This is a genomic window from Bacillus sp. A01H (genome assembly GCF_045277205.1).
Lineage (GTDB): Bacteria > Bacillota > Bacilli > Bacillales > Bacillaceae_G > Bacillus_A > Bacillus_A paranthracis.
Map to the genome: position 1 here is coordinate 4617233 of NZ_CP117702.1, position 24479 is coordinate 4641711.

Here is a 24479-nt window from a genome sequence, read left to right on the forward strand (position 1 = left end):
GTTATTCCATTCCTTTTTTTGTCATACTTTCTTTCAATTTCTCATGTTCTTCTTTTAATTTTATGTAATCGTGTATGACGTTTACCGCCGTCAATACCGCTAGTCTACTCGTGTCAAGCGAAGGATTCTTGGCATTGAGTTCGCGCATTTTATCATCCACAATCGCTGCTACCATGCGGATATGACTTGTACTTTCATCGCCAACAACTGAATATTGCTGACCATAGATTTCTACATTAATTCGACTTTTCTTTCCCTTTTGTTGTGACAACTCACCGGCCTCCAATCACGTACAGAATCCTAAAGTTTATCATACCATGAACCTTCATAATATGGAAACAGAAAGAACAATCCGATATGATAAAAATAACAATATAAAAAAAGGGGTGACCATTATGTCAAATTCTATCGTAATTCAAACAAATTCTACAGTAATTGAAGACATGAAACAACAATATAAACATTCGCTTAGCCCGAAAACTCCACAAGGCGGAATCTTCATGGCAAAAGTGCCATCTTGCACAATCACAGCGTATAAATCTGGAAAAGTAATGTTCCAAGGTGGACGTGCTGAAGCAGAAGCTTCTCGTTGGCAAACTGGCTCTCAAACACCGAAAACAGCTGTAAAAAGATCTGTTGATTCACACCGTTATGCACCGCCTGCTTCCATCGGTACAATGTCGATCGTAGGGTCAGATGAAGTGGGGACTGGTGATTTCTTCGGACCGATGACAGTCGTTGCTGTATATGTGGATGCGAAGCAAATTCCACTACTAAAAGAACTTGGTGTAAAAGACTCTAAAAACTTAAATGACGAACAAATTACTGCCATTGCAAAACAACTTCTACACGTTGTTCCTTACAGCTCTCTCGTTCTTCATAACGAAAAATATAACGAGCTATTTGATAAAGGAAACAACCAAGGTAAACTAAAAGCTTTGCTACATAATAAAGCTATTACAAACTTATTAGCTAAAATGGCACCTATAAAACCTGAAGGCGTCTTAATCGACCAATTCACACAGCCTGATACATACTACAAATATTTAGCAAAACAAAAACAGGTACAACGTGAAAATGTTTACTTCGCAACGAAAGGCGAAAGCGTCCATTTAGCAGTAGCCGCCGCCTCCATTTTAGCTCGTTACTCATTCGTAAAACAATTTAACGAACTAAGCAAAAAAGCTGGTATGCCCCTTCCAAAAGGTGCAGGTAAACAAGTTGATATCGCCGCCGCTAAATTAATTCAAAAGCTTGGTAAAGAACGATTACCTGAGTTTGTGAAACTGCATTTTGCTAATACGGAAAAGGCGTTTCGCTTACTAAAATAGTATCGACAAAAACAGGAGCCTACAAACTCCTGTTTTTTGTTTCATCCTACTATTATCCTTATAGTTTTGTTATAATTATAATATACAGATTATTCTAACATAGGAGGGGATCCCTATTGCTACTTCTACAAATGATTCTAAATATTTTACTAGGTAATCCACACGAAAGACAGTTCGAAATTAGGGAAAACATTCATCTACTAAGCGAACAACGAGAGTTCAACGATTTAATAGAGCGCTATGGCCGATCTTTCTTATTAAACTTTCGGATCCGCAGGTTTATCGGGAAACACGATGCTCGCTCGTTAATACATAATCCAGCAAAACTACAACACTTCTGTGAGGAACTTGAATGTATGATTAGAAAAAGGAGGTTTTTCATATGAACGCTGTAAAAGTTAAAAAGGTATTATATGCTTTCGTACACATCGTAGGTCCTCTATCTTACCTCACTATTTCTACCATTTGGGGCGCTTTTTTCACTACTAAATCTACATTTGAAAATATATCTGATAATCTTGGCGTGATGGCCATCTATTACGTGTTCATGAGTTTACTGTGGTTTTTCTATTTCGATCGATTAGACAAAGATGTAGATAACATTACAAAAGAGATTCATGATAAAAAGATGTAACACATAAAAAGGAGAGTCGCCAAGACTCTCCTTTTTATGTTAGCTTTGTTTCTGCTTCTTATTAGATGAAGATACTTTATGAGAACCTGTTTCATGCGTCGTCGTTCCTTGTCCTTCTACTTCTGGAGAACCGAGGCCCGATCTTGAATGATCTTTTTTCACTTTTTTACTCATTTATATTCACCCCTTCGCGTTACTTTTTGCTACGAGGCAGTAAACTATACAAAATAAAAAGCGAGAGGAAATCCTCTCGCTTTTTTCATATTTTAGAATTCAGAAGAACCTGGAGTTCTTGGGAATGGAATTACGTCACGGATGTTAGCCATGCCAGTGATGTACATTAGGAAGCGCTCGAAACCTAGACCGAATCCAGCGTGTTTTGTACCGCCGTATTTTCTAAGTTCTAAGTACCACCAGTAGTCCTCTTCTTTCATGCCTAATTCTTTAATTCTATCTACTAAAACGTCCATTCTTTCTTCACGTTGACTTCCGCCGATTAATTCGCCGATGCCAGGAACTAGAAGGTCAGTAGCAGCTACTGTTTTACCGTCATCATTTAAGCGCATGTAGAATGCTTTAATGTCTTTCGGATAGTCAGTTACGAATACAGGGCGTTTGAAGATTTCTTCTGATAAGTATCTTTCATGCTCTGTTTGTAAGTCAATACCCCATTCTACTGGGTATTTGAAGTCAGCACCTGATTCTTGAAGTACTTTAATTGCTTCTGTATAAGTGATGCGACCGAAGTCAGAGTTAATTACGTTGTTCATACGCTCTAGAACTGTTTTATCAACGAAGCTGTTGAAGAATTCCATTTCTTCTGGTGCATGCTCTAATACGTATTTCATTGCATATTTCAGCATATCTTCTGTAAGGTTCATTACGTCACCTAGTTCAGCGAATGCAATCTCAGGCTCAACCATCCAGAACTCAGCAGCGTGGCGAGTTGTGTTTGAGTTTTCTGCACGGAATGTAGGTCCGAATGTGTATACATCACGGAATGCTAATGCATAAGCTTCAGCGTTCAGCTGTCCACTTACTGTTAAGTTTGTTTCTTTGCCGAAGAAGTCTTTTGATTCATCAACTTGTCCGTCTTCGCCTTTTGGTACGTTGTTTAAATCTTGCGTTGTTACGCGGAACATTTCGCCCGCACCTTCTGTATCACTACCAGTAATGATTGGTGTGTGAACATGTACGAATCCACGCTCTTGGAAGAATTGGTGAATCGCAAATGCTGCGATAGAACGTACGCGGAACGTTGCAGAGAATGCATTTGTTCTTGGACGTAAGTGAGCAATTGTACGTAAGTATTCAAACGTATGACGTTTCTTTTGAAGTGGGTAATCAGAATCTGATAAGCCCTCAATATCAATTTTTTCTGCTTTAATTTCAAATGGTTGTTTCGCTCCAGGCGTTACAATTACTTTACCTTCTACTTTAACTGAAGAGCTAAGTGGAAGCTTTGCAATTTCTTTGAAGTTATCTAATTCTGTATCGAAAACGATTTGAACGCTTTTGAAAAAGCTACCGTCGTTTAATTCGATGAAACCAAATGCTTTTGAATCACGTAAGTTACGAATCCACCCTGATACTTGTACTGTTTGACCTGCGTATTTATCTGTATCTCTATACAGACTTTTTACTAATGTGTTTTCCATAGTGAAATTCTCCTTTGCTGATATATTTAAATACAAAAAAACCTTTCATCCATAAAGGGACGAAAGGTTAAACTTCGCGGTACCACCCAATTTGTCATAAAGACCAACTTTAACTCGTATGTAATACATACTTCCCGGTTTGTAACAGGCCGGATTCCCGTCTAAGTCTACTCTTGAATACAAGATTCAATTTCGGTTAGCAACTCCAAGGTGTTCTTCACATATACCGCCTCATCAGGCTCTCACCGTCCCTGACTCGCTTTGGATTATAGTATATACTACTTTTCCTTATCATCGTCTTTCATTTTGTTAAACTAAAATTAATGTACTACATTCGAGAGAAAGATGCAAGATGTCGGAAAATATATCAGCGATTTTTGTAATATATCGACTTACCGACATTTTCCGACAACCAATCCACTAAAAAAATTGCCGGAATAAATCCGGCAATTTCTTATTACTTACGTAACTCCGCACCAAATTTCTCTTCTACCGCTGTTAACACGCGGTTATGTGCTTCTGTTACTTCTTCGTCTGTTAACGTACGCTCTGCATCGAAGTAGTTCATAGAGAATGCAAGTGATTTCTTGCCTTCTTCCATTTTTTCACCTTCGTATAAGTCAAATAGCGTTACGTCTTTCAGAAGTTCTCCACCAGCTTCAGCAATAACTTGCTTCATTTCGCCAGCTTTTGTTTCTTTCGTTACGACAACAGCCATGTCACGTGTCATAGATGGGAAACGTGGAATTGCTGAGTAGTAAGTTTCTTCAGCGTCTGCACCGAATACTTTTACAAGAGATAGTTCGAATACGAATGTATTTTTCACATCTAATTGTTTTTCTGCTTCTGGGTGCAATTGACCGATGAAACCAATTACTTCGCCTTCTAATACGATGTCAGCTGTACGACCTGGGTGCATACCTTCACGTTTTGCTGGTGCATATGTGATTTGGTTTGAAACGCCAAGTACGTCAAATAGACCTTCTAGTACACCTTTCACAACGAAGAAGTCTACTACTTTTTTCTCACCTTGCCATGCATGGTGAAGAGCAAGCCCTGTCATAACACCTGCAAGATGTTGTTCTTCTTTCGGAAGTTCTCCTTCTTCTGTCGGTAAGAAGATAGAACCTACTTCGTATAAAGCAACGCTATCGTTTTTACGAGCGACATTGTATGAAACTGCTTCTAACAATTGTGGCACTAAGCTTAAACGAAGTTGGCTACGTTCTTCACTCATTGGAAGTGCAAGAGCTACAGGCGCTTTTTCGTTTGGCTCCACCATATATTGTTTCGCTTTGTCAGCGCTTGTTAATGAATACGTAATTGCTTCATATAAACCAGCACCTTCTAAGAAGCGACGTACTTTACGACGTTTCGTTTGCGCTGCTGTTAATTTACCACGAGTCATTGTTCCAGAAGGTAATGTAACTGGAATGTGGTCATAACCGTATAGACGGCCCACTTCTTCTACTAAGTCTTCTGAAATTGTAATATCAGGACGACGTGCTGGTACATTCACGTGGAATGTTCCTTCTACTTCTGTGAATGGGAATTTCAAGTTTGTGAATATTGTACCCATTTCACTCGCAGAAATATTTGTGCCTAATACTCGGTTTACTTTTTCAGCAGTAACAGATACTGTACGCTCCTGTACTTGTAAGTTGTCAGCTTCTACTACTCCTTCAAGTGCTTCACCGCCAGCGTATTTTGCCATTAAAGCAGCTGCATGTTGAATTGCTTCAAATGTACGTGTTGGGTCGATTCCTTTTTCGAAACGTGCACTTGATTCACTGCGAAGACCTAAGTCTTTTGATGTACGGCGCACTGTTTGACCTGCAAAGTATGCAGACTCAATTAGAACGTTTACTGTTTCATTTGTAACTTCTGAATCCGCTCCGCCCATTACACCAGCAACTGCTAACGCTTTTGTGCCGTTTGTAATAACAAGGTGGTGGCTTTGTAACGTACGTTCTTGATCATCTAACGTTTCAATTTTTTCGCCTTCTTTTGCAAGACGAACAACGATTTCTTTTGAACCTAATTTATCGTAATCGAATGCATGTAACGGTTGACCGTATTCCATTAGAATGTAGTTTGTAATATCAACTACGTTGCTAATCGGACGAATGCCAGCTGCCATAAGGCGAGTTTGCATCCACATTGGTGATGGACCAATTTTTACGTTCTTCACCATTTTTGCAATGTATAATGGATTTTCTTCTTTCGCTTCTACACTTACAGAAATGTAATCGGCAGTTTTTTCTGCTGTTTCTTGTAAGTCGATAGCTGGAAGTTTTACTTCACGGCCGTAAATAGCAGCTACTTCATATGCAACACCTAACATGTTTAAGCAATCTGCACGGTTTGGTGTTAAACCAAGCTCAAGTACTTCATCATGTAAGTTTAAAATTTCAAGTGCATCTGCACCAACTTCAGCGTCACTTGGGAAGATGAAGATACCATCTGCGTATTCTTTTGAAACTAACTTTCCATCAATGCCAAGCTCTTGAAGAGCACAAACCATACCGTGAGAAGCTTCACCACGTAGTTTTGCTTTTTTAATTTTGAAATTACCAGGAAGTACAGCGCCAACTTTTGCAACTGGTACTTTTAAACCTTTTGCAATGTTAGCAGCACCACAAATAATTTGAACTGGTTCTTCTTCGCCGATGTCAATTAAGCATTTGCTTAACTTATCAGCTTCTGGGTGTTTTTCACATTCTAATACGTGACCAACTACAACACCTTTTACACCTTTATTTAATACTTCAACACCTTCTACTTCAATACCACTTTTCGTGATTTTGTCTGCTAGTTCTTGTGCCGTTACATCTTTAATATCTACATACTCTTGTAACCAACGATATGATACGAACATACTTATCCTCTCCTTCCCTTACGCTCGTTTGAATTGTTGTAAGAAACGTACATCATTTGTATAGAAATGACGAATGTCATCTACGCCGTATTTCAACATTGCGATACGCTCTGCGCCCATACCGAATGCGAAACCTTGATATTCTTTTGAATCATAACCAGCCATTTCAAGTACGTTCGGGTGAACCATACCTGCGCCTAAAATTTCAATCCAACCAGTTCCTTTACAAGTGCCGCAACCTTTGCCATGACACATCATACAAGAAATGTCCATCTCTACAGATGGCTCTGTGAATGGGAAGAAACTTGGACGAAGACGGATTTCACGATCTTCACCGAACATCTTTTTCACGAATACTTGCAGTGTACCTTTTAAGTCACTCATACGAATATTTTTATCAATTACAAGACCTTCAATTTGCATGAACTGGTGTGAATGCGTCGCATCATCGTCATCACGGCGATACACTTTACCAGGACAAATAATTTTAATTGGGCCTTTTTCTTTATTATTTTCCATCGTACGTGCTTGCACAGAAGATGTATGTGTACGTAGTAACGTTTCTTCTGTAATGTAGAATGTATCTTGCATATCACGCGCTGGGTGATCTTTCGGTAAGTTTAATGCTTCGAAGTTGTAGTAGTCTTTTTCTACTTCTGTTCCTTCCGCTACTTCATAACCCATACCGATGAATACATCTTCAATTTGTTCAACAACAGCTGTTAACGGATGGTGACAACCTGTTTCAACAGGACGACCTGGCAATGTAACATCAATTGTTTCAGTTGCTAATTTCGCTTCAATTACTGCTTTTTCTAAGTTGCTGATTTTGTCGTCTAGACGCGTTTGAATCGCTTCACGTACTTCATTTACTAATGCTCCCATACGTGGACGCTCTTCTGCTGATAATTTTCCCATGCCGCGTAATACTTCTGTAATTGGACCTTTTTTTCCTAAATACGCTACGCGTACGTCGTTTAAGCCTTTTAGCTCTTTCGCTTCTTCAATAAGCTCTAACGCTTTTTGCTTTAGTTCTTTTAAACGTGCTTCCATTTGGAACCCTCCTAATTTTAAAAATAAAAAAACCTCGCTCCCAAAAAGGGACGAGGTAAATTCGCGGTACCACCCTAAATTGACAGAACATGTCTGCCCACTCATTAGTTATAACGATCAATTCTGACCGGAACGCCTTTACATATACATGGTCCTGGCGTCAACTCCAGAGGTGAATTCACTTCCGTCTACCATAAGAATGCTTTCAGTCTACGGCATTCTCTCCCTATATGGCGATTTTGTAAGCTACTCTTCTCTATCAACGTTTTTCGTTATTTAACTTTTAATATAATGTACTTCAACTTATTATAAGAAGTTTTTTATTTGTTCGCAACCGGGCTTTGCAAATAATACGTTAAAATCCCTGCTGCAACTGCAACATTTAATGATTCTGCCCCGCCGTAAATCGGAATATACAAGTTTCGATCCGTTTTTGCAAGAATTTCTTGGCGTACGCCGTTTCCTTCATTTCCTACAATTAATGCAAAGCTACCAGCTGGTGTTACTTCCCCGTACGGAACTCCATTTTCAAGAGCTGTTCCATATACAGGAACGTTATTTTCTTTTAGCTTGTCTACCCATTCTTCTAAGTTCCCTTTTACAATTGGTAAGTGAAAAATAGAACCTTGTGTAGAGCGGAGTACTTTACTATTATAAACATCAACACAACCTTCTCCAAGCACAACGGCATGAATACCAGCTGCATCAGCCGTACGAATAATTGTCCCTAAGTTACCTGGGTCTTGCAGGCCATCTAATAAAAGAAACTTCCCATCAGCAAGAGCTACTTCCTTCTCATGCTTTTCACAAACAGCGAATACACCTTGTGTCGTTTCTGTTTCACGAAGTACTTTTACGATTGCTTCCGGTACGATATACATTTCCACATCATTAACTGTCCAATCTTTCGGAAGGTCTGTCTGATCTGAAACGATAAGTTCTGTTACAACTCCTGCTTTTAAAGCTTCCTCCACTAAATGGAATCCTTCTACAAAAAATAAACCTTTTTTATCGCGCTCTTTCTTCGTTTGCAGCTTTTTCCACTGCTTCACACGCGGATTTTGTACTGAATCAATGTTTTTCATAATATGTATTTCCCTCTCTTCTTGTCTTATCATTATAGCCTATTTTTCATACATATTTACATAAAAAAGAACAAAAACTAACGTCAGTTTCAATTCTGAAGAAGAGGTGAAAACAATGAGTTTTAATTTACGCGGTGCTGTATTAGCAAATGTATCTGGTAATACACAAGATCAATTACAAGAAACAATTGTCGATGCAATTCAAAGCGGTGAAGAGAAAATGCTCCCAGGTCTTGGTGTCTTATTCGAAGTCATTTGGAAAAACGCTGATGAAAATGAAAAGCATGAAATGTTAGAAACACTAGAGCAAGGATTAAAAAAATAAGCAATTTAAAAATCACCTTTGCATAAGCTAAGGTGATTTTTTTCTTCTCCTAAACATTTCTACTTTACTAACGCTACTCGATGGAGTACAATGTTCAAAATACATTTAAACCGATCGATTTTTCTTCATATACACCATAAGATAAAGTGAAACTTTAATTAGTGGGGAGGGGTGTTCATCCCCACTAATTATTAGTTGAACCAATCGGGCTTTTACGGGCAGTTGATTCCTCACCTAACTTCCTCGTATTCGCTGAATTTTGAATTAGGAATCTTACTGCCCGTTAAAGCGGGATAAAAGGAGTGAATGTTTTATGCACCGTATTACGCTTGAACAAATTTTTAAACACCACATTACACAAAAATACGTAAATCGTTCTGGGATGGTCCACGCGATCGCTGTCGCTTACCATGCGTTTCACTTAGCTAAAAAGCATCACGCCTCAGTCGATGCTGCGACAAAAGCCGGTTTCCTTCATGATATCGGACATCATACGTGGTACACAGGCGGCGAATGGGACTATGATTTATATAAAAAGAATGATATACACGCAATTAAAGGAGCAGAAAGAGCTCATAAATTGCTTATTAGATTAGGAGAACACCCTAAACTAGCAAAAGAAATTTCTATCGCAATTCTTCTTCATACAGATTCTTTCTTAGTACAGCAAGAAATCGAAAGAACATCTCTGCAAAACATTATTAAATGGGCAGACGAAGCAGATGAAGAACCAGGCGGAGCGCATCATTATCGAACAATTTCTTATGAAAAAGCACTAAAAGCAATTCAACAGTTAGACCGATTGGTAGAGCGTGAATTACAAATAGAGCAATCGAAATCAAACAACAAAACAGAACATAGTTATCAATGAGAAAGAGGCATCACTATAGGGTGATACCTCTTTTATTATTTTATGGAAAATACACCTTTATATGTAATATTTAAATGTTACCCCCGATAACAAGACAGTTTATAATTAAATATATAAATATAAAGGGGGGGTTTTACAAATGCAACCCGCTACACAACTTTCTAATGAACAGAAATACTCTATGTCATGGTTACAATTTCTTGGAGTTTTATTCATTCTCTTTCCATGTCTCTCATTAATAAATATAATTCTTACATTTTTACCTATTGAGTTATACGGATACATTAACCCAAATACAAATAAATTTTTGCTTGATTCTATAAAAAATGTAAGTTATGAATTAGTTGCCTTACTTTTACTAATCGCATTTATTAAGAAATATAAACCACTGAAAGAACTAGTATTACCTATATTCGATTTTCGAGTTTTAAAATCTTTTCGGATGTACATCTATGTTCTCATTTATTATGTAATCACCTTGTTTGTAGATATGTTTGTACTAGATAAATTATTCCCTTCATCCGTACAAGAACAGTCTGATGCATTACAACTTTCAACACTAGAGCACTATCCACTTCTCTTACTTCTAGCTAGTGGGATTTTTGCCCCTATTTTTGAAGAGCTTGTATGCAGAGGGATTCTTCTTCGTTTTTTCGAAGAGAAGTTTACCTTTTGGATAGCTGTAATCCTCTCAAGTTTAATTTTCGGTATTGCTCATGCCTACTCTGTGGGAGTTATGTTTAGTGCATTTGTTACTGGAATTTTCGCTTGTTTATTGTACAAACAAACTAAATCTATTATTCCAGCTATCCTATTACACATTTTAACCAACATAATCGCTTTTTTACATTAAGAGAGAGGTATCACAATACCTCTCTTTACTCTTTTATCACAATTATAAACTCTTCTGTTAACACTTTTAGACAAACCATTTGTACAGAACATCTATATAAAATTATTAATGTCTGTAAATAGTAGCTTTAACATATCTTTTTTACTACAATGATGACTTTTTTGTATAAATATCCTATAATCTTTATATATAATTATTTAATATAAAAGGATAGGTGATTCACTATTATACAAGCCACGCAACTAACTTACCCACAAAAGCATCCTATGTCACTCTCGCAATTTCTATTTTCGCTCGTTTTCGCGATTTGGGGAACAGGATTTCTAGCTGACCTCTTTATAGGTCTTCCTACCGTTATTTATACAGACGGTTTAACCGATCCAAAACAAATTGCTTTAGCAAAATCACTTACTACTTTTGGAAGGCATTTATTTGTATTGTGCATTTTATTAATTTTAATTTATGCATATAAACCGTTAAGAAATTTAATTGTCCCAACACTAAACTTTACAGCATTAAAAAAAGTAAGCACATACATCTATATAATCCTTTTTTATGGACTACATATCGTTAATGATATATTTATAATTAATAATATTTTTCCTGATGCGGTAAAAGAACAGTCATCCGCTTTAGATCTAGAAATGTTAAAACAATACAAACTGTTATTGCTAATAGGCGGTGCTATACTTGTACCTATTTTTGAAGAACTTATATTCCGCGGTATTATTCTTCACTTCCTACAACAGCGCTTCCCCTTTTGGATTGCAGCACTTGGGTCTAGTTTCCTCTTCGGAATAGGTCATATATACTCAACTGGTGTGATGTTTAGTATGTTCATCATGGGTCTATTTATGGCAATTTTATGTAAAAAAACAAAATCCATTATTCCAGCTATATTACTTCATATTATAAATAATATGTTAGCCTTTTTAGGATAGAGAGAGGTATCATCACGATACCTCTCTTTACTCTTTTATAACAACTTCAAACTCTTCTTCCGTTAACACTTTTCGATAATTCGTTTTCTTTTCTCCCTCTTCACCAGAAGTTAGGACGGGCGTCAGTATAATTTTCGTTACACTATTTTCTAGTTTTTCAAAACGCCAATAACTATTTTTCGATAAGGTAAGACCTGAATGTGGTATTAACTCTTTACCATCTTGATCCTTCCCGATAAATGTTACATCTACCTTTGTTCCATTCAACATCTTATAGTTCAACTTTGTAGATATAGGAGACACTTTTAAATTTTCCAATTCTATTTTTTGACCATTTTCTAATTTAAAATGCTTATGAATTGGAATTGTTTTCGTTTCAGCTTTTAATTTGTCTCCAGATGCTTTAAAGGAAAAACCCCATTCTCCTTTCCATATTGAATTCCCCTCTTTTAAAGAGATATCCCTATACACAACTTGTATATCACATTCTCCACGAATTTCTAGAGGATTCATTTCATCGTCTTTTAAATCTACATTTGAGAAAAATGTATATGTATATTCATTTATTTTTTTGTCTCCGCCACTACCGCTGCCATTTAACAGTTTTCCATTTATATAAATATCAGGGCTAGGATAAGAGTCCTCTAAATTGACCTGACTAGACTTAAACGTACTATTAACAATAATCTGTCCCTCATCTATCATCACTTCGTCTAATCGTACTTCTACACCATTATCATAAACTGTTTGTCCTATTGTCGTTTTATATTCTTTTAAAGGTTCTCCTCTACTGTTCACGTAGTCTTCCATTTTACTTCCGATTAACGGTATATCTGCAATCATCCTTCTCATATCTACAGTCATCATCATAATAAATAATGCCGCGGCCGTTGTTACAATAGCTATATTCCGTTTCGTATGGGCTTTGTTCTTGTTTATTTTTTTGTGAATTCGCTTTTTTATTTTCTTTTTCTCTATGTGCGTTAAGTTAATCTCTTCATATTCATTCTCATCCATTTTTATATCATTTAACATTTCATATGGATCTTTCATTTCCTTCACCTCTTTTCTTATTTATTTCATCCGGTTATGTAAAAATAATGCCCTTAACTTCTTTCGACCTCTTGATAGACGATTGTATATAAAAGAAGTTTTCACCCCCATTTTCTCCGCAATATCTTCTACACTATCCTCTTCCACGTAATGCTTCATAAAAATTTCTTTATCGTTCTTCTTTAAATGATTTAATATATGTTCCATATCATTACTAATCTCTTTTTTAGTAGTATCGGTATGTACCGCTATTTCATCTATTTGATCTATTCCCTTTTCATTTACTGTCTTCGTATATTTTCTCGCATAATCGATAGATTTATATTTTGTAATAGCTGCAATCCAATTTTTTAGCGTATTTTTCTCTTCATCATACTTTTCAATATGATTCCAAATTGCCAATAACACATCATCCATACATTCCTCTTGCACATCTTCAAACGAAGCTAAATGCTTCTGAATAATACTTTTTATTAGTCCGCTGTACTGGTCAATAATAAAATCTAATGCTTTTTCGTTCCTTTTCCTTAGCTGATTCACCACATTTTCTTCTGTAATTTTCATATGTCTCCTCCTCTCTCTCATGCTCTACATCTATTAATTCGTATCGTTATTACTCATTTCTATCAATTTATACATATTTATTAATAATATCCAAAATAAACCTCATGTAGTAAAATATAACTGATTACACAGAAGGAGATTACATATGTTGAGCTTACTTTGGGTTATTTATATGCCACTTCTTGTTTTATGCGGATTTTTTGGTGGTATTTTTTTAATTGTTACTAGCGTGAAACACCGTAAATTATTTGTCGGTTTAATGGGGCTACTTAGCTTTTCCTTTGTCACACTACCTTTTGTTTTTTGGGGCATGGGAATGGAGGGCAATACAATCCTTCCTATTTCAACTACTTTATATTGGATACTGTTTTCTTTAACTGGATTATTAGCTGGAGTAAGTGGATTACAAGCAAAAATTAAAAGTATCCGTAATATGGGATTCATTATTTTTATCGCTGGTATATTAGGGGTTATCTTCTGGTTACTCATGACTGTGGGTGATTCATACTATATATAATATTTTTTGAAACTCACAAATCGGAGGTAGTACAGAAGTGTTCGGAATATTAACTTGGATGATTTTAGCTCTTACTTTGATGTTATGCCAATTCATCGTCGGTATTTTTTTAATTATTGGTGGCATGAAACATCGGAAATCACTTACCACTATAGCTGGTTTCATTAGCATATTCCTTATCGTTGTTCCTATCATTTGTATAGGTTCTGGAATAGATTTAGAGGGGATGGTTCCAATTTCGGGAACTTTATATTGGTGCTTCTTCTCTTTAGCTGGACTATTAGCTATTATAAGCGGAAGACAAATATCGAGTATTCGTTCTATGGGGACGATTTTGTTTATAGCAGGGCTTTGCTCCGTAACCGGTTATCATCTTTTATATGTAACTGCATAAAAAGCACAAAAAAGCAGGGAAATTAATTCCCTGCTTTTCTATTTGGTTTATTGCCTGATGGTAAGAAGAACGATAACACCCAAGCAATCCCTGCAAGTATCGTTGCAATTAAGAAGGCATCGTTAATACCGTTAATTGCAGATAACTTTGAAATTTGTCCGAATAATAGTTGCGTGCTCATCGCATCTCCTGCTTGTGCTGAGCCGGCTAAGGCCGCTAAGCTTTGCCCCATGCCGTGTACTTTATCAACTAAAATTGGGTTTGACGTTGTTAACATATTTCCATAATTTGCTACGTGAGCAGTTGTTTGTTGCGTCATAAGTGTAATTAAAATCGCTGTTCCGATTGAACCCGCTACTTGTCTTGACGTATTTTGCGTTGCTGTACCGTGAGAAATTAATTTCATCGGTAGCGCGTTCATACCAGCTGTCATAATTGGCATCATAATGAATGACATACCAATTGAGCGTATAATATAATCCGTCATAATAACGCTATACGGTGTATCCATCGATAATTTTGTAAATTCATATGTCGCATACGTCGTAATTGCCAATCCAATTATCGCTAATGGACGAATGCCATATTTATCGAATAATTTACCCGCTACTGGTCCCATGATCCCCATAATTAATGATCCTGGAAGAAGTAGTAAACCAGATTCAATTGGCGTAAAGCCACGAATGTTTTGCAGATATACAGGAAGTAATAACATACCTCCGAATAATGCCATCGTAACGATTGCGTTAATTACTAAAGTAAAAGTAAATACCGGGTATTTAAATACTTGTAAATCAAGCATTTTATTATCCGTTGTTAACTCTCTCCAAATAAATAACGCTAAACCAATTACACCGATAATAAGTGAAATAACAACTTCGGCACTAGTCCAACTATTGTTTCCAGCTTCACTAAATCCGTACAATAAGCTTCCTAGTCCAATACTTGAACTAACAACACCAAATATATCTAATTTTGTTTTAGACACTGGCTGCGCTAGTGTAAAGAATTTTAAAGATAGGAACGTAATAATTAAACCGATAATAAACATCGCATAGAACATTAAGTTCCAGCTGTAATTTTCAATTACCCAACCTGTTACAGTTGGTCCGATAGCTGGTGCTAAAATCATTGCTACACCTAGTAATCCCATTGCAGCTCCGCGCTTATGAGGCGGGAATAATGTCATGAAGATATTCATACCAACCGGCATTAAAATACCCGCACCAACCGCTTGAATAACGCGGCCCGTCATCATCATTGTAAAGTTTCCTGAAGTAGCACAAATGATAGATCCTACCGTAAAGAATAACATTGCTGCTACGAATAATTTACGATACGTAAATCGTGAAACTAAAAAGGCACTAATCGGTACTAAAATACCATTTACAAGCATGAAGCCTGTAATTAACCATTGTGCTGTTGAAGTTGATACGTTAAATTCATTCATTAACGGAGGCAATGCAACGTTAATGATTGTTTGGTTTAAAATAGAAACGAACATGCCGAGAATTAATACAGCTACCACTGCTTTTACGTTCACATTCTCTACAGGCATAGACATTTGTTTTTTCGGCACTTCTTTTTCTTGTTTTACTTCTTCTTGCTTTCCTGTTTCCAACTCAACTACATTAGAAATTTCCGGTTCTTGCTTTCGTTCAATGTCTTTCTCTTCTGTTTCAACTTTACTTACTTCTATTTTACTTACGGCTGGGACTTGTTCTTCTCCCATTTTCGTTTTTTTCTTTCGTAAAAGACGATTTACAAGGAAGAAGACGATTATACAAAATAGTGCATATCCTGCAATTACAATTGAGGACATCTCATCTCCCCCTTACTTATGAATACGAACTGTCACATTCATGCCAGGAACAATATTTACTGATTTGCTATGATCTAAAGAAATTTTAACTGGTACTACTTGTGTTACTTTCGTATAGTTCGCTGTTGCGTTGCTTGATGGTAACATAGAGAATGTGTTCGCTGTTGTTAAGCCAACTTGTTCTACTTTTCCTGTTAACGTTGTATCTGGGTATGCATCTACATACACATCTACATCTTGACCTTTTTGAACATCATCAACATCTGTTTCTTCAATATTTGCTGTTACCCATAAATTGTTCATATCAAATGCATAAGCGATTGGGCTACCTGCTCCAACGAAAGCATTTGTTGTTGCGTTTGATTGTACAACTGTTGCATTTTGTGGAATTGTTACATCTACTGTTTGTTCTCCATTCGCTGCCGCTACAGTGACAGCACCTAATTTATCATTCTCGCTGTAGTTCTTACCTACTTCAGCTTTCCAGTCAGTTAATTTCCCTGCTACTGGTGATGCAATCGGAATTACCTTTCCATCAATTTTTGCATTGTCTGTTTTTAAGTAATTTTCCGCTTGATTGTAATAGTAATAACCGCCAATACCGCCACCAACTAGTACAATTAATGTGATAATGTTGATAATCACCATTCTTCGAAACTGATTCATTGCATTCCTCTCCTTATATCGCATATAATTTTTTCTAGACTATTTACGTCCTTATTGTTTAGATTGTTTAATTGTTAATTATATTAACTTTTAAACAAAAAAATCACACCATCTGCGGTGTAAATCGAAATTTATCTACCTGCAAGCGGTGCTGATTTCTGAAGGACTATCGTTTATAATTATAAATAATTATTTCAAATCTACAACCGACAATTTACGTATGAAATGTCGCTTAAACAACAATATAATACCAATATGTTGTTTAAATACAGAAAATTAAACGAGGGGAAATAAAAATGTCTATTAAAAATACAAATGATCCACGTGTAAAACGGACGAGACAACTCATACAGGATGCTTTTGTCGCTTTAGTAGGCGAAAAAGGGTTTGAAAATGTAACTGTTCAACATATTGCAGAACGTGCTCCTGTAAATCGCGCTACGTTTTATAGCCATTACCACGATAAATATGACTTACTAGACAAAAGCATTGAAGAAATGTTAGAGAAGCTAACAGAAGTTATTAAACCGAAAAATAGAAATAAAGAAGATTTTCAACTTACATTTGATTCACCACATCCAAATTTCTTGTCTTTATTTGAACATATCGCAGAAAATGCGAACTTCTATAACGTCATGCTTGGTGATAAAGCTGCCGGAAACTTTACGTATAAAATGATGAAAGCCATTCAAACACATTTAACATTAAGCCTCTCTATTGCACAGCCTAACGATGAAAAACTAATGGTTCCACGTGACATTCTCCTTAGTTATGTTACTGGTGCCCATCTCGGCATGATTATGTCATGGCTAAAAAAAGGGATGATATATACCCCGCATTTTATGGCCATGCAATTAACTCGTTTAATCATTTTAGGGGCTCATACTGCCGCAGGATTAGAACGACCTTTTTAAAACACAAAAAAGCGAAGGAGAGGCTCCTTCGCTTTTTCTATTAATTAAATGTAATGTTATGTACAGCCTCTTTATCAAGACGTTTAATAACTTCTACAATTAACTTCACTGCATTTTCATAATCATCACGGTGTAACATTGCCGCATGAGAATGAATGTAACGGGTTGCAATCGTAATTGCCATAGACGGAATACCATTTACAGCAATATGAATTGCACCTGCATCCGTTCCACCGCCCGCTACTGAATCATATTGGTATGGAATTTGTAATTCATCAGCAACATCAACTACAAAGTCACGTAAACCTGTATGGCCAATAACAGAAGCATCATATAAAATGATCTGTGGTCCATCACCCATTTTACTTTGCGCTTCTTTTGACGTTACACCCGGTGTGTCACCAGCAATACCAACATCTACCGCGAACGCGATATCTGGTTTAATATAGTTTGCAGATGTTTTTGCACCACGAAGACCGACTTCTTCTTGTACAGTCCCTACGCCATATACAACGTTTGGATGCTTTTCATCTTTTAATTGTTTTAATACGTCAATTGCAATTGCACAACCAATTCGGTTATCCCATGCTTTTGCAAGTAACATTTTTTCGTTCTTCATCACTTGGAATTCAAAGTAAGGTACAACTTGATCTCCTGGTCGTACGCCCCACTCCATTGCTTCTTCTTGGCTAGAAGCACCAATATCGATGAACATGTCTTTAATTTCAACTGGCTTTTTACGCGCTTCTGGAGGTAAGATATGCGGTGGTTTTGAACCGATAACACCTGTTACATCTCCTTTACGCGTTACAATTGTTACGCGCTGTGCAAGCATAACTTGTGACCACCAGCCACCAACTGTTTGGAAACGAAGGAAACCTTTGTCATCAATTTGCGTAATCATAAAGCCAACTTCATCTAAATGACCTGCAACCATAATTTTCGGGCCGTTTTCTTCCCCTACTTTTTTCGCAACTAAACTTCCTAAATTATCAGTAGAAAGTTCGTCCGCAAACGGCTCAATATATTTCTTCATTACTTCGCGTGGTTCACGCTCGTTACCCGCAATACCACGTGCATCTGTTAATTCTTTTAGCATTGTCAATGTCTCGTCTAATTTTGTCATTGCCAACACCCTCCTTTTTCTTCAGTCACTTCATTATACAAAAGGAAATTGAAATATTCAAAAATTAACTTAGTATCCTTGTGTTTGACGCTGATGATTTACTTCGTTTTTATCTAAATATGCCTTTTCAATCTCTTCTTGTTCAAACTCAAGTGCTTGTCCAAGTCGAAGGTAGCTTGTAAATAATTCAATATAGTTCGTAATAGATGGTTGATCTGTAAAACGAATCACCTTCGCATACGTGTCTAAGAAAATTTCTACTTGTGTTTTATTCGTCTGTGCACACTTATAGAATAAGAAGTTTTTATCAATACCTAAATCAATTCCGATTGATAAAATAAAATGTAAGCCATCTACGTATTCTTCTAGTATGACTTCACGTTCTGATGCTGGTTTGTTGCTCCAATATTTAAAACAACGTGTTTCATTTGCAAGTTCTCCAATTTCTACAAGAAGAGCTAACATTTTCTCTTTTAACAATTTTTTCGGTTGTAAGTCATGTTCTTTCGCAATACGGTCATCTAATTCTTTTTGTAATTTAAATAGTTGTAGTAAGTCCACTCTATTGTCCTCCTCCAACATCGCATTTTACGCAACAATGTTGTTTCATCTCAAAGTTCATTATTATTTTTCGTTTCTTATTAATAAGTCAGCCATTTACCTCTTTACACAAAATAGCTTGTCCTTAATTTACAAATACGTTTCAATCATCACGATTAGATTGTTCACTCCGATTGGTGATAGTTAATAATTATCCAGGAATTGCCCACTATTAAAAATATTATTTTATCTGATGAAAGTTCCATATCATCTTTCCATTATAGCAGTGTCGTTTCAGGTAGGAAAGATACTCTTCTTTCCAGAGGATGATAATTAAAAGAAGCCAGGAGGATTCTCCTGACTTCATATGCATATTCTTCTATATTGCTATAACTTTTATATTGATTTTGTCATATCGATAACGACACACTTCTCTTTGCATACAAATAAAAAAACCTTAGAAGAAAAATCTTCTAAGGTTTCAACTAATTAATTAGTTAATGTTGTTTTTTGCAACTGTTGCTAATTCAGCGAAAGCTTTTTCGTCATGAACAGCTAAGTCAGCAAGCATCTTGCGGTTAACTTCGATGCCAGCATTTTTAAGACCGTGCATTAAGCGGCTGTAAGAAAGACCATTCATACGAGCTGCTGCGTTGATACGTGTAATCCATAATTTACGGAAGTCACGTTTCTTTTGACGGCGGTCACGGAATGCATACATTAGAGATTTCATAACCTGTTGGTTAGCAACCTTGAATAATGTATTTTTTGAACCGTAGTAACCTTTTGCTAATTTAATTACTTTTTTACGACGTTGACGAGTAACTGTACCACCTTTTACTCTTGGCATAATATTACCTCCTAATTGTTCTATATATCAGCCGAACTTATTTTAAGTTGTCAAGCATTTGACGAATGCGTTTGAAGTCACCAGCGCTTACTACACCAGCTTTACGTAGTTTACGTTTAGCTTTTGTAGATTTGTTAGCGAATAAATGGCTTGTGTAAGCGTGAGAACGTTTCAGTTTACCTGATCCAGTCTTTTTGAAACGCTTTGCAGCGCCGCGATGAGTTTTTTGTTTAGGCATAGGTATTTCCTCCTCTATCTATTACTTATCGTTTTTCGGTGCTAAAACTAAGAACATACTGCGTCCTTCCATTTTAGGCTTAGATTCGATTGTACTAACTTCAGCACAAGCTTCTGAGAAGCGATCTAAAACACGTTGACCGATTTCTTTATGAGTAATGGCACGTCCTTTAAAGCGAATTGACGCTTTAACCTTGTCGCCTTTCTCTAAAAACTTGATAGCATTACGAAGTTTTGTGTTAAAGTCGTGTTCATCAATTGTTGGACTTAAACGAACTTCTTTCATGCTAATTACTTTTTGATTTTTGCGCTGTTCTTTTTCTTTTTTCTGTTGCTCAAAGCGGAATTTACCGTAGTCCATAATGCGGCATACTGGCGGTTTCGCATTTGGAGCAACTAATACTAAATCAAGATTAAGATTTGCAGCTAAGTCTAAAGCGTCATTACGAGACTTGATTCCAAGTTGATCGCCATTTGCACCAACTAAACGTACTTCGCGTGCACGAATTTGCTCGTTAATCATCATATCCTTGCTAATAGTAAGCCACCTCCAAGGTTTTCTCAGAACATAGTTTGTAGTCATAGAACCCGACAAAAAAAGTGCGGGCATACGACACCCACACTTGTAAAATCTTAAGTAAGAAATACATTTACCTGTAAACTGCGAATGCGTCCATCAGGTGAGAAGCGGGTGCTTCTACTTGTTCCACAAAACAATATTCTATTATCCTTGATGAGTTTATCATAGGACATGACGTCTGTCAAGACGACGCAATGTGTTTTACTAACAACAAGAAATATTGTAACAAACAACTAACATACTTGCAATACTTTTTTACGATAAGTGTTACATGGTTTTTTTTTCTAATTTCCCTTACTCATATTACATAGAAAAGCCGCGGTATACCGCGGCTTTTTCTTATCGTTTTCCTTCTACTTTAATCATATCAACAAAAGCATCTAATGCGATTGTTTCTGATTTTTGTTCACCGTATTTACGTACGTTTACGCCGTTTTCAGTTACTTCATTGTCACCTACTACAAGCATGTACGGAATTTTTTGCATTTGTGCTTCACGGATTTTGTAACCAATTTTCTCTTCACGAGTATCTAATTCAACACGGATACCAGCACGGCGTAATTCGTCTTGTACTTTCTTCGCATAGTCTAAATGTACTTGCGGAGAAACTGGAATTACTTGTACTTGAACTGGAGCTAACCAAGTTGGGAATGCACCTTTGTATTCTTCAATTAAGAAGGCTACGAAACGTTCCATAGTAGATACAACACCACGGTGAATTACAACTGGACGGTGTTGTTTACCGTCTTCACCAACGTAAGATAGTTCAAAGCGTTCTGGAAGTAAGAAGTCTAATTGTACAGTTGAAAGTGTTTCGTCTTTTCCAAGAGCAGTACGAACTTGAACGTCAAGTTTTGGACCGTAGAATGCCGCTTCACCTTCAGCTTCATAGTAATCAAGACCCATTTCATCCATAGCTTCTTTTAACATACCTTGTGCTTTTTCCCACATCTCATCATCAGCATAGTACTTTTTAGTATCTGCTGGGTCGCGATAAGATAGACGGAATGAGTAGTTCTCTAAACCGAAATCTTTGTACACTTCTAGAGTTAAGTTTACAACACGTTTTAATTCTTCTTTAATTTGATCTGGGCGTACGAAAATGTGAGCATCGTTTAAAGTCATTCCGCGTACACGTTGTAATCCAGATAACGCACCTGACATTTCGTAGCGGTGCATTGTTCCAAGTTCCGCAATACGGATTGGTAATTCACGGTAGCTGTGAATATCGTTTTTATAAACCATCATGTGGTGAGGGCAGTTCATCGGACGAAGAACTAACTCTTCATTATCCATTTCCATTGATGGGAACATACCATCACGGTAGTGGTTCCAGTGACCCGAAGTTTCATAAAGCTCTCTGCTTCCTAGTACTGGAGTGTATACGTGATCATAGCCTAAGCTTGCTTCTTTATCAACGATGTAACGCTCGATAATGCGGCGGATTGTTGCACCCTTTGGTAACCAAAGTGGTAAACCTTGTCCTACTTTTTGGCTATTAGTAAATAGTTTTAATTCTTTACCTAATTTACGGTGATCGCGCTCTTTCGCTTCTTCAAGCATACGTAAATGCTCATCTAATTCTGCTTTCTTAACGAATGCAGTACCGTAAATACGTTGTAACATTTTATTATTGCTATCGCCGCGCCAGTAAGCACCCGCAACGCTTAATAATTTAAATACTTTAATTTTCCCTGTAGATGGAAGGTGGACACCACGGCAAAGGTCGAAGAATTCGCCTTGCTCATAGATTGAAATAACTGCATCTTCTGGAAGATCGTTAATTAAATCTAATTTTAACTCATCGCCGATTTCTTCAAAACGACGAATTGCTTCTGCACGTGGTACTTCATGACGAACGATTTCTAAGTTCTCGTTCACAATTTTTTGCATTTCTTTTTCGATTTTCTTGAAGTCTTCAACTGTAATTGCTTCTTCCATATCAATATCGTAGTAGAAGCCATTTTCAATTACTGGACCAATGCCAAGCTCAACCTTAACATCTTTATATAAACGTTTTAACGCTTGCGCTAAAAGGTGAGCTGTTGAGTGGCGTAAAATATATAAGCCATCTTCAGAATCTAATGTAATGATAGAAACTGCACCATCTTCTTCGATTGGTGTAACAAGATCAATCATCTCATCATTTAATTTTCCAGCCACAGCTTTTTTCTTTAAGCCTGGGCTAATAGAAGCTGCGATTTCTTCAGTTGTTACGCCTTTTGGAAACTCCTTCACAGCTCCATCAGGGAAAGTAATTTTAACTACATCTGCCATCACTGGTCACTCCTCTTTTTCTCAAAATAAAAAACACTCATCCCGTAAAAAGGGACGAGTGTTGAATTCGTGGTTCCACCCTTGTTCCAATTAACATAATTGTTAATTGCTCAAGTTCAACATAACGGTGTTGTCCGTTAGCAATTACTAGAAAAACCGTTCACTGCTAAAGTTTAGAGGTGGTAAGTAATAATCCCGTACTAGGAAGCTCACACCCTAAGGCTTCCCTCTCTGAAAATCGTAGAAAACTACTCATGTCCTCATCATGACATTTCAATATATTTCATTTATGTAGGTAATTATATGCTCAAAAACTTAGAAAATCAAGGGCGTTACCTTTATTTTTTAAATTTTTCACATTGCGCTCAAACTCATGTAATCCATGTAATTGTACCCGTTCTTGAAATACATTTCGCAAAGTAATAATCATATTATGGTCTTGTTCTTTCGTATACAAATAAATTTTTTTCGGCGAAATAGAAAGAAGTGGTGCAATTACTTTCGTATCAATATATACATCCTTTTGTTTTAATAAGTCTTCATCTATATATTGAACCAATTTCTCTTGTTTTAAACGTCTACCTTTATCATCATAGAAAATAAAACTTTCATCAAAAATAAGATGTACACATGACAAACGTGATTTCCGGCTACGGACTTGTTGCCGGAGCGTCTCAATAAACATTTGATATTCTTGTTCTAACTTATACTCATCAATTGCCACTTCAGCAAGCTTAGCTACCATTTCCCTATATGTACGAAGACGAAAACGAACATATGATGAAAACGAGAATGAAAGCGGATCACAAAGCCAGTTATTTAAAGAGGATTTAATATATGATTCAAATGTGTGACGTGTTAATTCACGAGCAATTCCTTTTCTTCTTCCTTTTAAAATCTCTTGTGCCATATGCAATATTTGATGGCACTCTTCCTCTTCTTCATAAAAAAACTTCTCTTTTAAGATTGTATATATCCACTCATTTTGTTTCACATTCACAATGAAATATACCATTACTGGCAATAAAATCTTTTCAATATAATTTGATTCACATACTGGTATGTGAATCACCACTTTTTGTTCCTGTAAATACACACTCGTTTCCTTATATAACAGTTCCGCTCTTTTCAATAGTTGTCTATATACGTGCATAGCATCATTTTTTTCTTCGAAGCAAATTTCAATCACTTTTGTCCCCCCTTTTATCCCTGCTCTAAAGGACTGTATCTATACGTTACAAATCCTATAAGAGTCCGTCCCGCGTGAAAGTTCACTCTTAGTAGAATTACATTTCTTATCGTTAGAAAAT

At 36.6% G+C, this 24479-nt stretch carries 27 protein-coding genes and 4 other annotated features; of the genes, 10 read left to right on the forward strand and 17 right to left on the reverse strand.

Annotated elements, in window-relative coordinates; all coding sequences use genetic code 11:
- Position 1 precedes the first annotated feature (1 nt).
- Positions 2 to 271 carry a cell division protein ZapA gene (zapA, locus tag PSR14_RS24475; protein WP_000082701.1) on the reverse strand — a complete coding sequence of 90 codons (270 nt, stop codon included), beginning with the start codon at positions 269 to 271 and terminating at the stop codon, positions 2 to 4.
- A gap of 124 nt (positions 272 to 395) precedes the next feature.
- Between zapA and rnhC the strand changes: the two genes are divergently transcribed.
- The 3 genes from rnhC to PSR14_RS24490 all read left to right on the forward strand — a co-directional run bounded on the left by rnhC (position 396) and on the right by PSR14_RS24490 (position 1965).
- A complete protein-coding gene (rnhC, locus tag PSR14_RS24480) occupies positions 396 to 1331 on the forward strand; it encodes a ribonuclease HIII (protein ID WP_098487446.1) in 936 nt (311 codons plus the stop codon).
- A gap of 116 nt (positions 1332 to 1447) precedes the next feature.
- Positions 1448 to 1717, forward strand: coding sequence for a hypothetical protein (locus tag PSR14_RS24485; RefSeq protein ID WP_098487447.1), 270 nt, complete (start codon positions 1448 to 1450; stop codon positions 1715 to 1717).
- Entirely contained in the window at positions 1714 to 1965 is a 252-nt protein-coding gene (locus PSR14_RS24490; RefSeq protein WP_000994756.1) for a hypothetical protein, read from the forward strand. Before PSR14_RS24485 ends, PSR14_RS24490 begins: the two co-directional genes overlap by 4 nt.
- A gap of 39 nt (positions 1966 to 2004) precedes the next feature.
- On the opposite strand, the gene PSR14_RS24495 is transcribed toward PSR14_RS24490, so the two are convergent.
- The 5 genes from PSR14_RS24495 to PSR14_RS24515 form a co-directional block, all read right to left on the reverse strand.
- On the reverse strand, positions 2005 to 2139 hold the full coding sequence (locus tag PSR14_RS24495) for a YuzL family protein (protein WP_000039589.1): 135 nt from the start codon (positions 2137 to 2139) through the stop codon (positions 2005 to 2007).
- 92 nt (positions 2140 to 2231) lie between these two features.
- Entirely contained in the window at positions 2232 to 3623 is a 1392-nt protein-coding gene (gene asnS, locus PSR14_RS24500; RefSeq protein ID WP_000432166.1) for an asparagine--tRNA ligase, read from the reverse strand.
- Between the two features lie 52 nt (positions 3624 to 3675).
- Positions 3676 to 3927: a binding site (T-box leader), on the reverse strand.
- A gap of 153 nt (positions 3928 to 4080) precedes the next feature.
- Entirely contained in the window at positions 4081 to 6501 is a 2421-nt protein-coding gene (gene pheT, locus PSR14_RS24505; protein ID WP_000498166.1) for a phenylalanine--tRNA ligase subunit beta, read from the reverse strand.
- Positions 6502 to 6519: 18 nt separating this feature from the next.
- On the reverse strand, positions 6520 to 7554 hold the full coding sequence (gene pheS, locus PSR14_RS24510; protein ID WP_000388219.1) for a phenylalanine--tRNA ligase subunit alpha: 1035 nt from the start codon (positions 7552 to 7554) through the stop codon (positions 6520 to 6522).
- Positions 7555 to 7597: 43 nt separating this feature from the next.
- Positions 7598 to 7826, reverse strand: a binding site (T-box leader).
- A gap of 48 nt (positions 7827 to 7874) precedes the next feature.
- The gene (locus PSR14_RS24515; RefSeq protein ID WP_001993769.1) at positions 7875 to 8672 is read right to left on the reverse strand and encodes an RNA methyltransferase; all 798 of its coding nucleotides are present in this window, start codon (positions 8670 to 8672) and stop codon (positions 7875 to 7877) included.
- Between the two features lie 82 nt (positions 8673 to 8754).
- On the opposite strand from PSR14_RS24515, the gene sspI reads away from it, so the two are divergent.
- The 4 genes from sspI to PSR14_RS24535 all read left to right on the forward strand — a co-directional run bounded on the left by sspI (position 8755) and on the right by PSR14_RS24535 (position 11629).
- Positions 8755 to 8964, forward strand: a complete 210-nt coding sequence (gene sspI / locus PSR14_RS24520) for a small acid-soluble spore protein SspI (RefSeq protein ID WP_000009513.1) — start codon at positions 8755 to 8757, stop codon at positions 8962 to 8964.
- Positions 8965 to 9277: 313 nt separating this feature from the next.
- Positions 9278 to 9835 (forward strand): HD domain-containing protein, encoded by a 558-nt coding sequence (locus PSR14_RS24525; RefSeq protein WP_000554792.1) that lies wholly within the window; start codon positions 9278 to 9280, stop codon positions 9833 to 9835.
- 139 nt (positions 9836 to 9974) lie between these two features.
- The gene (locus PSR14_RS24530) at positions 9975 to 10688 is read left to right on the forward strand and encodes a CPBP family intramembrane glutamic endopeptidase (RefSeq protein WP_001182128.1); all 714 of its coding nucleotides are present in this window, start codon (positions 9975 to 9977) and stop codon (positions 10686 to 10688) included.
- Positions 10689 to 10954: 266 nt separating this feature from the next.
- Positions 10955 to 11629 (forward strand): CPBP family intramembrane glutamic endopeptidase, encoded by a 675-nt coding sequence (locus PSR14_RS24535; protein ID WP_000059260.1) that lies wholly within the window; start codon positions 10955 to 10957, stop codon positions 11627 to 11629.
- Between the two features lie 27 nt (positions 11630 to 11656).
- Here PSR14_RS24535 and PSR14_RS24540 read toward each other — a convergent pair whose 3' ends face one another.
- Both PSR14_RS24540 and PSR14_RS24545 read right to left on the reverse strand, forming a co-directional pair.
- Positions 11657 to 12682 carry a DUF4179 domain-containing protein gene (locus PSR14_RS24540; RefSeq protein WP_000654751.1) on the reverse strand — a complete coding sequence of 342 codons (1026 nt, stop codon included), beginning with the start codon at positions 12680 to 12682 and terminating at the stop codon, positions 11657 to 11659.
- 21 nt (positions 12683 to 12703) lie between these two features.
- Positions 12704 to 13246, reverse strand: a complete 543-nt coding sequence (locus PSR14_RS24545; RefSeq protein ID WP_000704585.1) for a sigma-70 family RNA polymerase sigma factor — start codon at positions 13244 to 13246, stop codon at positions 12704 to 12706.
- A 145-nt stretch (positions 13247 to 13391) separates the two neighbouring features.
- Here PSR14_RS24545 and PSR14_RS24550 point away from each other — a divergent pair, with 145 nt between their 5' ends.
- Positions 13392 to 13763 (forward strand): hypothetical protein, encoded by a 372-nt coding sequence (locus tag PSR14_RS24550; protein ID WP_000950045.1) that lies wholly within the window; start codon positions 13392 to 13394, stop codon positions 13761 to 13763.
- Between the two features lie 37 nt (positions 13764 to 13800).
- On the forward strand, positions 13801 to 14157 hold the full coding sequence (locus PSR14_RS24555) for a hypothetical protein (RefSeq protein ID WP_000467061.1): 357 nt from the start codon (positions 13801 to 13803) through the stop codon (positions 14155 to 14157).
- A 22-nt stretch (positions 14158 to 14179) separates the two neighbouring features.
- Here the strand turns inward: PSR14_RS24555 and PSR14_RS24560 are convergent, their stop codons facing one another.
- Both PSR14_RS24560 and PSR14_RS24565 read right to left on the reverse strand, forming a co-directional pair.
- Complete coding sequence (locus PSR14_RS24560) at positions 14180 to 15979, reverse strand: DHA2 family efflux MFS transporter permease subunit (RefSeq protein ID WP_098487448.1); 1800 nt, start codon at positions 15977 to 15979, stop codon at positions 14180 to 14182.
- Positions 15980 to 15991: 12 nt separating this feature from the next.
- The gene (locus PSR14_RS24565) at positions 15992 to 16645 is read right to left on the reverse strand and encodes an HlyD family secretion protein (RefSeq protein WP_098487449.1); all 654 of its coding nucleotides are present in this window, start codon (positions 16643 to 16645) and stop codon (positions 15992 to 15994) included.
- Positions 16646 to 16941: 296 nt separating this feature from the next.
- Between PSR14_RS24565 and PSR14_RS24570 the strand changes: the two genes are divergently transcribed.
- Positions 16942 to 17559, forward strand: a complete 618-nt coding sequence (locus PSR14_RS24570) for a TetR/AcrR family transcriptional regulator (RefSeq protein WP_000023670.1) — start codon at positions 16942 to 16944, stop codon at positions 17557 to 17559.
- Positions 17560 to 17599: 40 nt separating this feature from the next.
- Here PSR14_RS24570 and PSR14_RS24575 read toward each other — a convergent pair whose 3' ends face one another.
- The 7 genes from PSR14_RS24575 to ytxC all read right to left on the reverse strand — a co-directional run bounded on the left by PSR14_RS24575 (position 17600) and on the right by ytxC (position 24358).
- On the reverse strand, positions 17600 to 18685 hold the full coding sequence (locus tag PSR14_RS24575; RefSeq protein ID WP_000163568.1) for a M42 family metallopeptidase: 1086 nt from the start codon (positions 18683 to 18685) through the stop codon (positions 17600 to 17602).
- 69 nt (positions 18686 to 18754) lie between these two features.
- Positions 18755 to 19246: a dUTP diphosphatase gene (locus PSR14_RS24580; RefSeq protein ID WP_000365050.1), complete on the reverse strand. Its 492-nt coding sequence runs from the start codon at positions 19244 to 19246 to the stop codon at positions 18755 to 18757.
- Between the two features lie 472 nt (positions 19247 to 19718).
- The gene (gene rplT / locus PSR14_RS24585) at positions 19719 to 20075 is read right to left on the reverse strand and encodes a 50S ribosomal protein L20 (protein WP_001138362.1); all 357 of its coding nucleotides are present in this window, start codon (positions 20073 to 20075) and stop codon (positions 19719 to 19721) included.
- A 37-nt stretch (positions 20076 to 20112) separates the two neighbouring features.
- Complete coding sequence (gene rpmI, locus PSR14_RS24590; protein WP_001125945.1) at positions 20113 to 20313, reverse strand: 50S ribosomal protein L35; 201 nt, start codon at positions 20311 to 20313, stop codon at positions 20113 to 20115.
- Between the two features lie 21 nt (positions 20314 to 20334).
- On the reverse strand, positions 20335 to 20838 hold the full coding sequence (infC, locus tag PSR14_RS24595; protein ID WP_000973214.1) for a translation initiation factor IF-3: 504 nt from the start codon (positions 20836 to 20838) through the stop codon (positions 20335 to 20337).
- A 62-nt stretch (positions 20839 to 20900) separates the two neighbouring features.
- Positions 20901 to 21021: a sequence feature (ribosomal protein L20 leader region), on the reverse strand.
- A gap of 210 nt (positions 21022 to 21231) precedes the next feature.
- Complete coding sequence (gene thrS / locus PSR14_RS24600) at positions 21232 to 23169, reverse strand: threonine--tRNA ligase (RefSeq protein ID WP_000786083.1); 1938 nt, start codon at positions 23167 to 23169, stop codon at positions 21232 to 21234.
- Positions 23170 to 23216: 47 nt separating this feature from the next.
- Positions 23217 to 23445 (reverse strand) — a binding site (T-box leader).
- 31 nt (positions 23446 to 23476) lie between these two features.
- A complete protein-coding gene (gene ytxC, locus PSR14_RS24605; RefSeq protein ID WP_000569618.1) occupies positions 23477 to 24358 on the reverse strand; it encodes a putative sporulation protein YtxC in 882 nt (293 codons plus the stop codon).
- Between the last annotated feature and the right edge of the window lie 121 nt (positions 24359 to 24479).

Coding starts and splice junctions, on each gene's coding strand:
- rnhC (WP_098487446.1), top strand. CDS start 396: ATGTCAAATTCTATCGTAATTCAAACAAATTCTACAGTAATTGAAGAC.
- PSR14_RS24490 (WP_000994756.1), top strand. CDS start 1,714: ATGAACGCTGTAAAAGTTAAAAAGGTATTATATGCTTTCGTACACATC.
- PSR14_RS24495 (WP_000039589.1), bottom strand. CDS start 2,139: ATGAGTAAAAAAGTGAAAAAAGATCATTCAAGATCGGGCCTCGGTTCT.
- asnS (WP_000432166.1), bottom strand. CDS start 3,623: ATGGAAAACACATTAGTAAAAAGTCTGTATAGAGATACAGATAAATAC.
- pheT (WP_000498166.1), bottom strand. CDS start 6,501: ATGTTCGTATCATATCGTTGGTTACAAGAGTATGTAGATATTAAAGAT.
- pheS (WP_000388219.1), bottom strand. CDS start 7,554: ATGGAAGCACGTTTAAAAGAACTAAAGCAAAAAGCGTTAGAGCTTATT.
- PSR14_RS24515 (WP_001993769.1), bottom strand. CDS start 8,672: ATGATAAGACAAGAAGAGAGGGAAATACATATTATGAAAAACATTGAT.
- sspI (WP_000009513.1), top strand. CDS start 8,755: ATGAGTTTTAATTTACGCGGTGCTGTATTAGCAAATGTATCTGGTAAT.
- PSR14_RS24525 (WP_000554792.1), top strand. CDS start 9,278: ATGCACCGTATTACGCTTGAACAAATTTTTAAACACCACATTACACAA.
- PSR14_RS24530 (WP_001182128.1), top strand. CDS start 9,975: ATGCAACCCGCTACACAACTTTCTAATGAACAGAAATACTCTATGTCA.
- PSR14_RS24535 (WP_000059260.1), top strand. CDS start 10,955: ATGTCACTCTCGCAATTTCTATTTTCGCTCGTTTTCGCGATTTGGGGA.
- PSR14_RS24540 (WP_000654751.1), bottom strand. CDS start 12,682: ATGAAAGATCCATATGAAATGTTAAATGATATAAAAATGGATGAGAAT.
- PSR14_RS24545 (WP_000704585.1), bottom strand. CDS start 13,246: ATGAAAATTACAGAAGAAAATGTGGTGAATCAGCTAAGGAAAAGGAAC.
- PSR14_RS24550 (WP_000950045.1), top strand. CDS start 13,392: ATGTTGAGCTTACTTTGGGTTATTTATATGCCACTTCTTGTTTTATGC.
- PSR14_RS24560 (WP_098487448.1), bottom strand. CDS start 15,979: ATGTCCTCAATTGTAATTGCAGGATATGCACTATTTTGTATAATCGTC.
- PSR14_RS24565 (WP_098487449.1), bottom strand. CDS start 16,645: ATGAATCAGTTTCGAAGAATGGTGATTATCAACATTATCACATTAATT.
- PSR14_RS24570 (WP_000023670.1), top strand. CDS start 16,942: ATGTCTATTAAAAATACAAATGATCCACGTGTAAAACGGACGAGACAA.
- PSR14_RS24575 (WP_000163568.1), bottom strand. CDS start 18,685: ATGACAAAATTAGACGAGACATTGACAATGCTAAAAGAATTAACAGAT.
- rplT (WP_001138362.1), bottom strand. CDS start 20,075: ATGCCAAGAGTAAAAGGTGGTACAGTTACTCGTCAACGTCGTAAAAAA.
- rpmI (WP_001125945.1), bottom strand. CDS start 20,313: ATGCCTAAACAAAAAACTCATCGCGGCGCTGCAAAGCGTTTCAAAAAG.
- infC (WP_000973214.1), bottom strand. CDS start 20,838: ATGATGATTAACGAGCAAATTCGTGCACGCGAAGTACGTTTAGTTGGT.
- thrS (WP_000786083.1), bottom strand. CDS start 23,169: ATGGCAGATGTAGTTAAAATTACTTTCCCTGATGGAGCTGTGAAGGAG.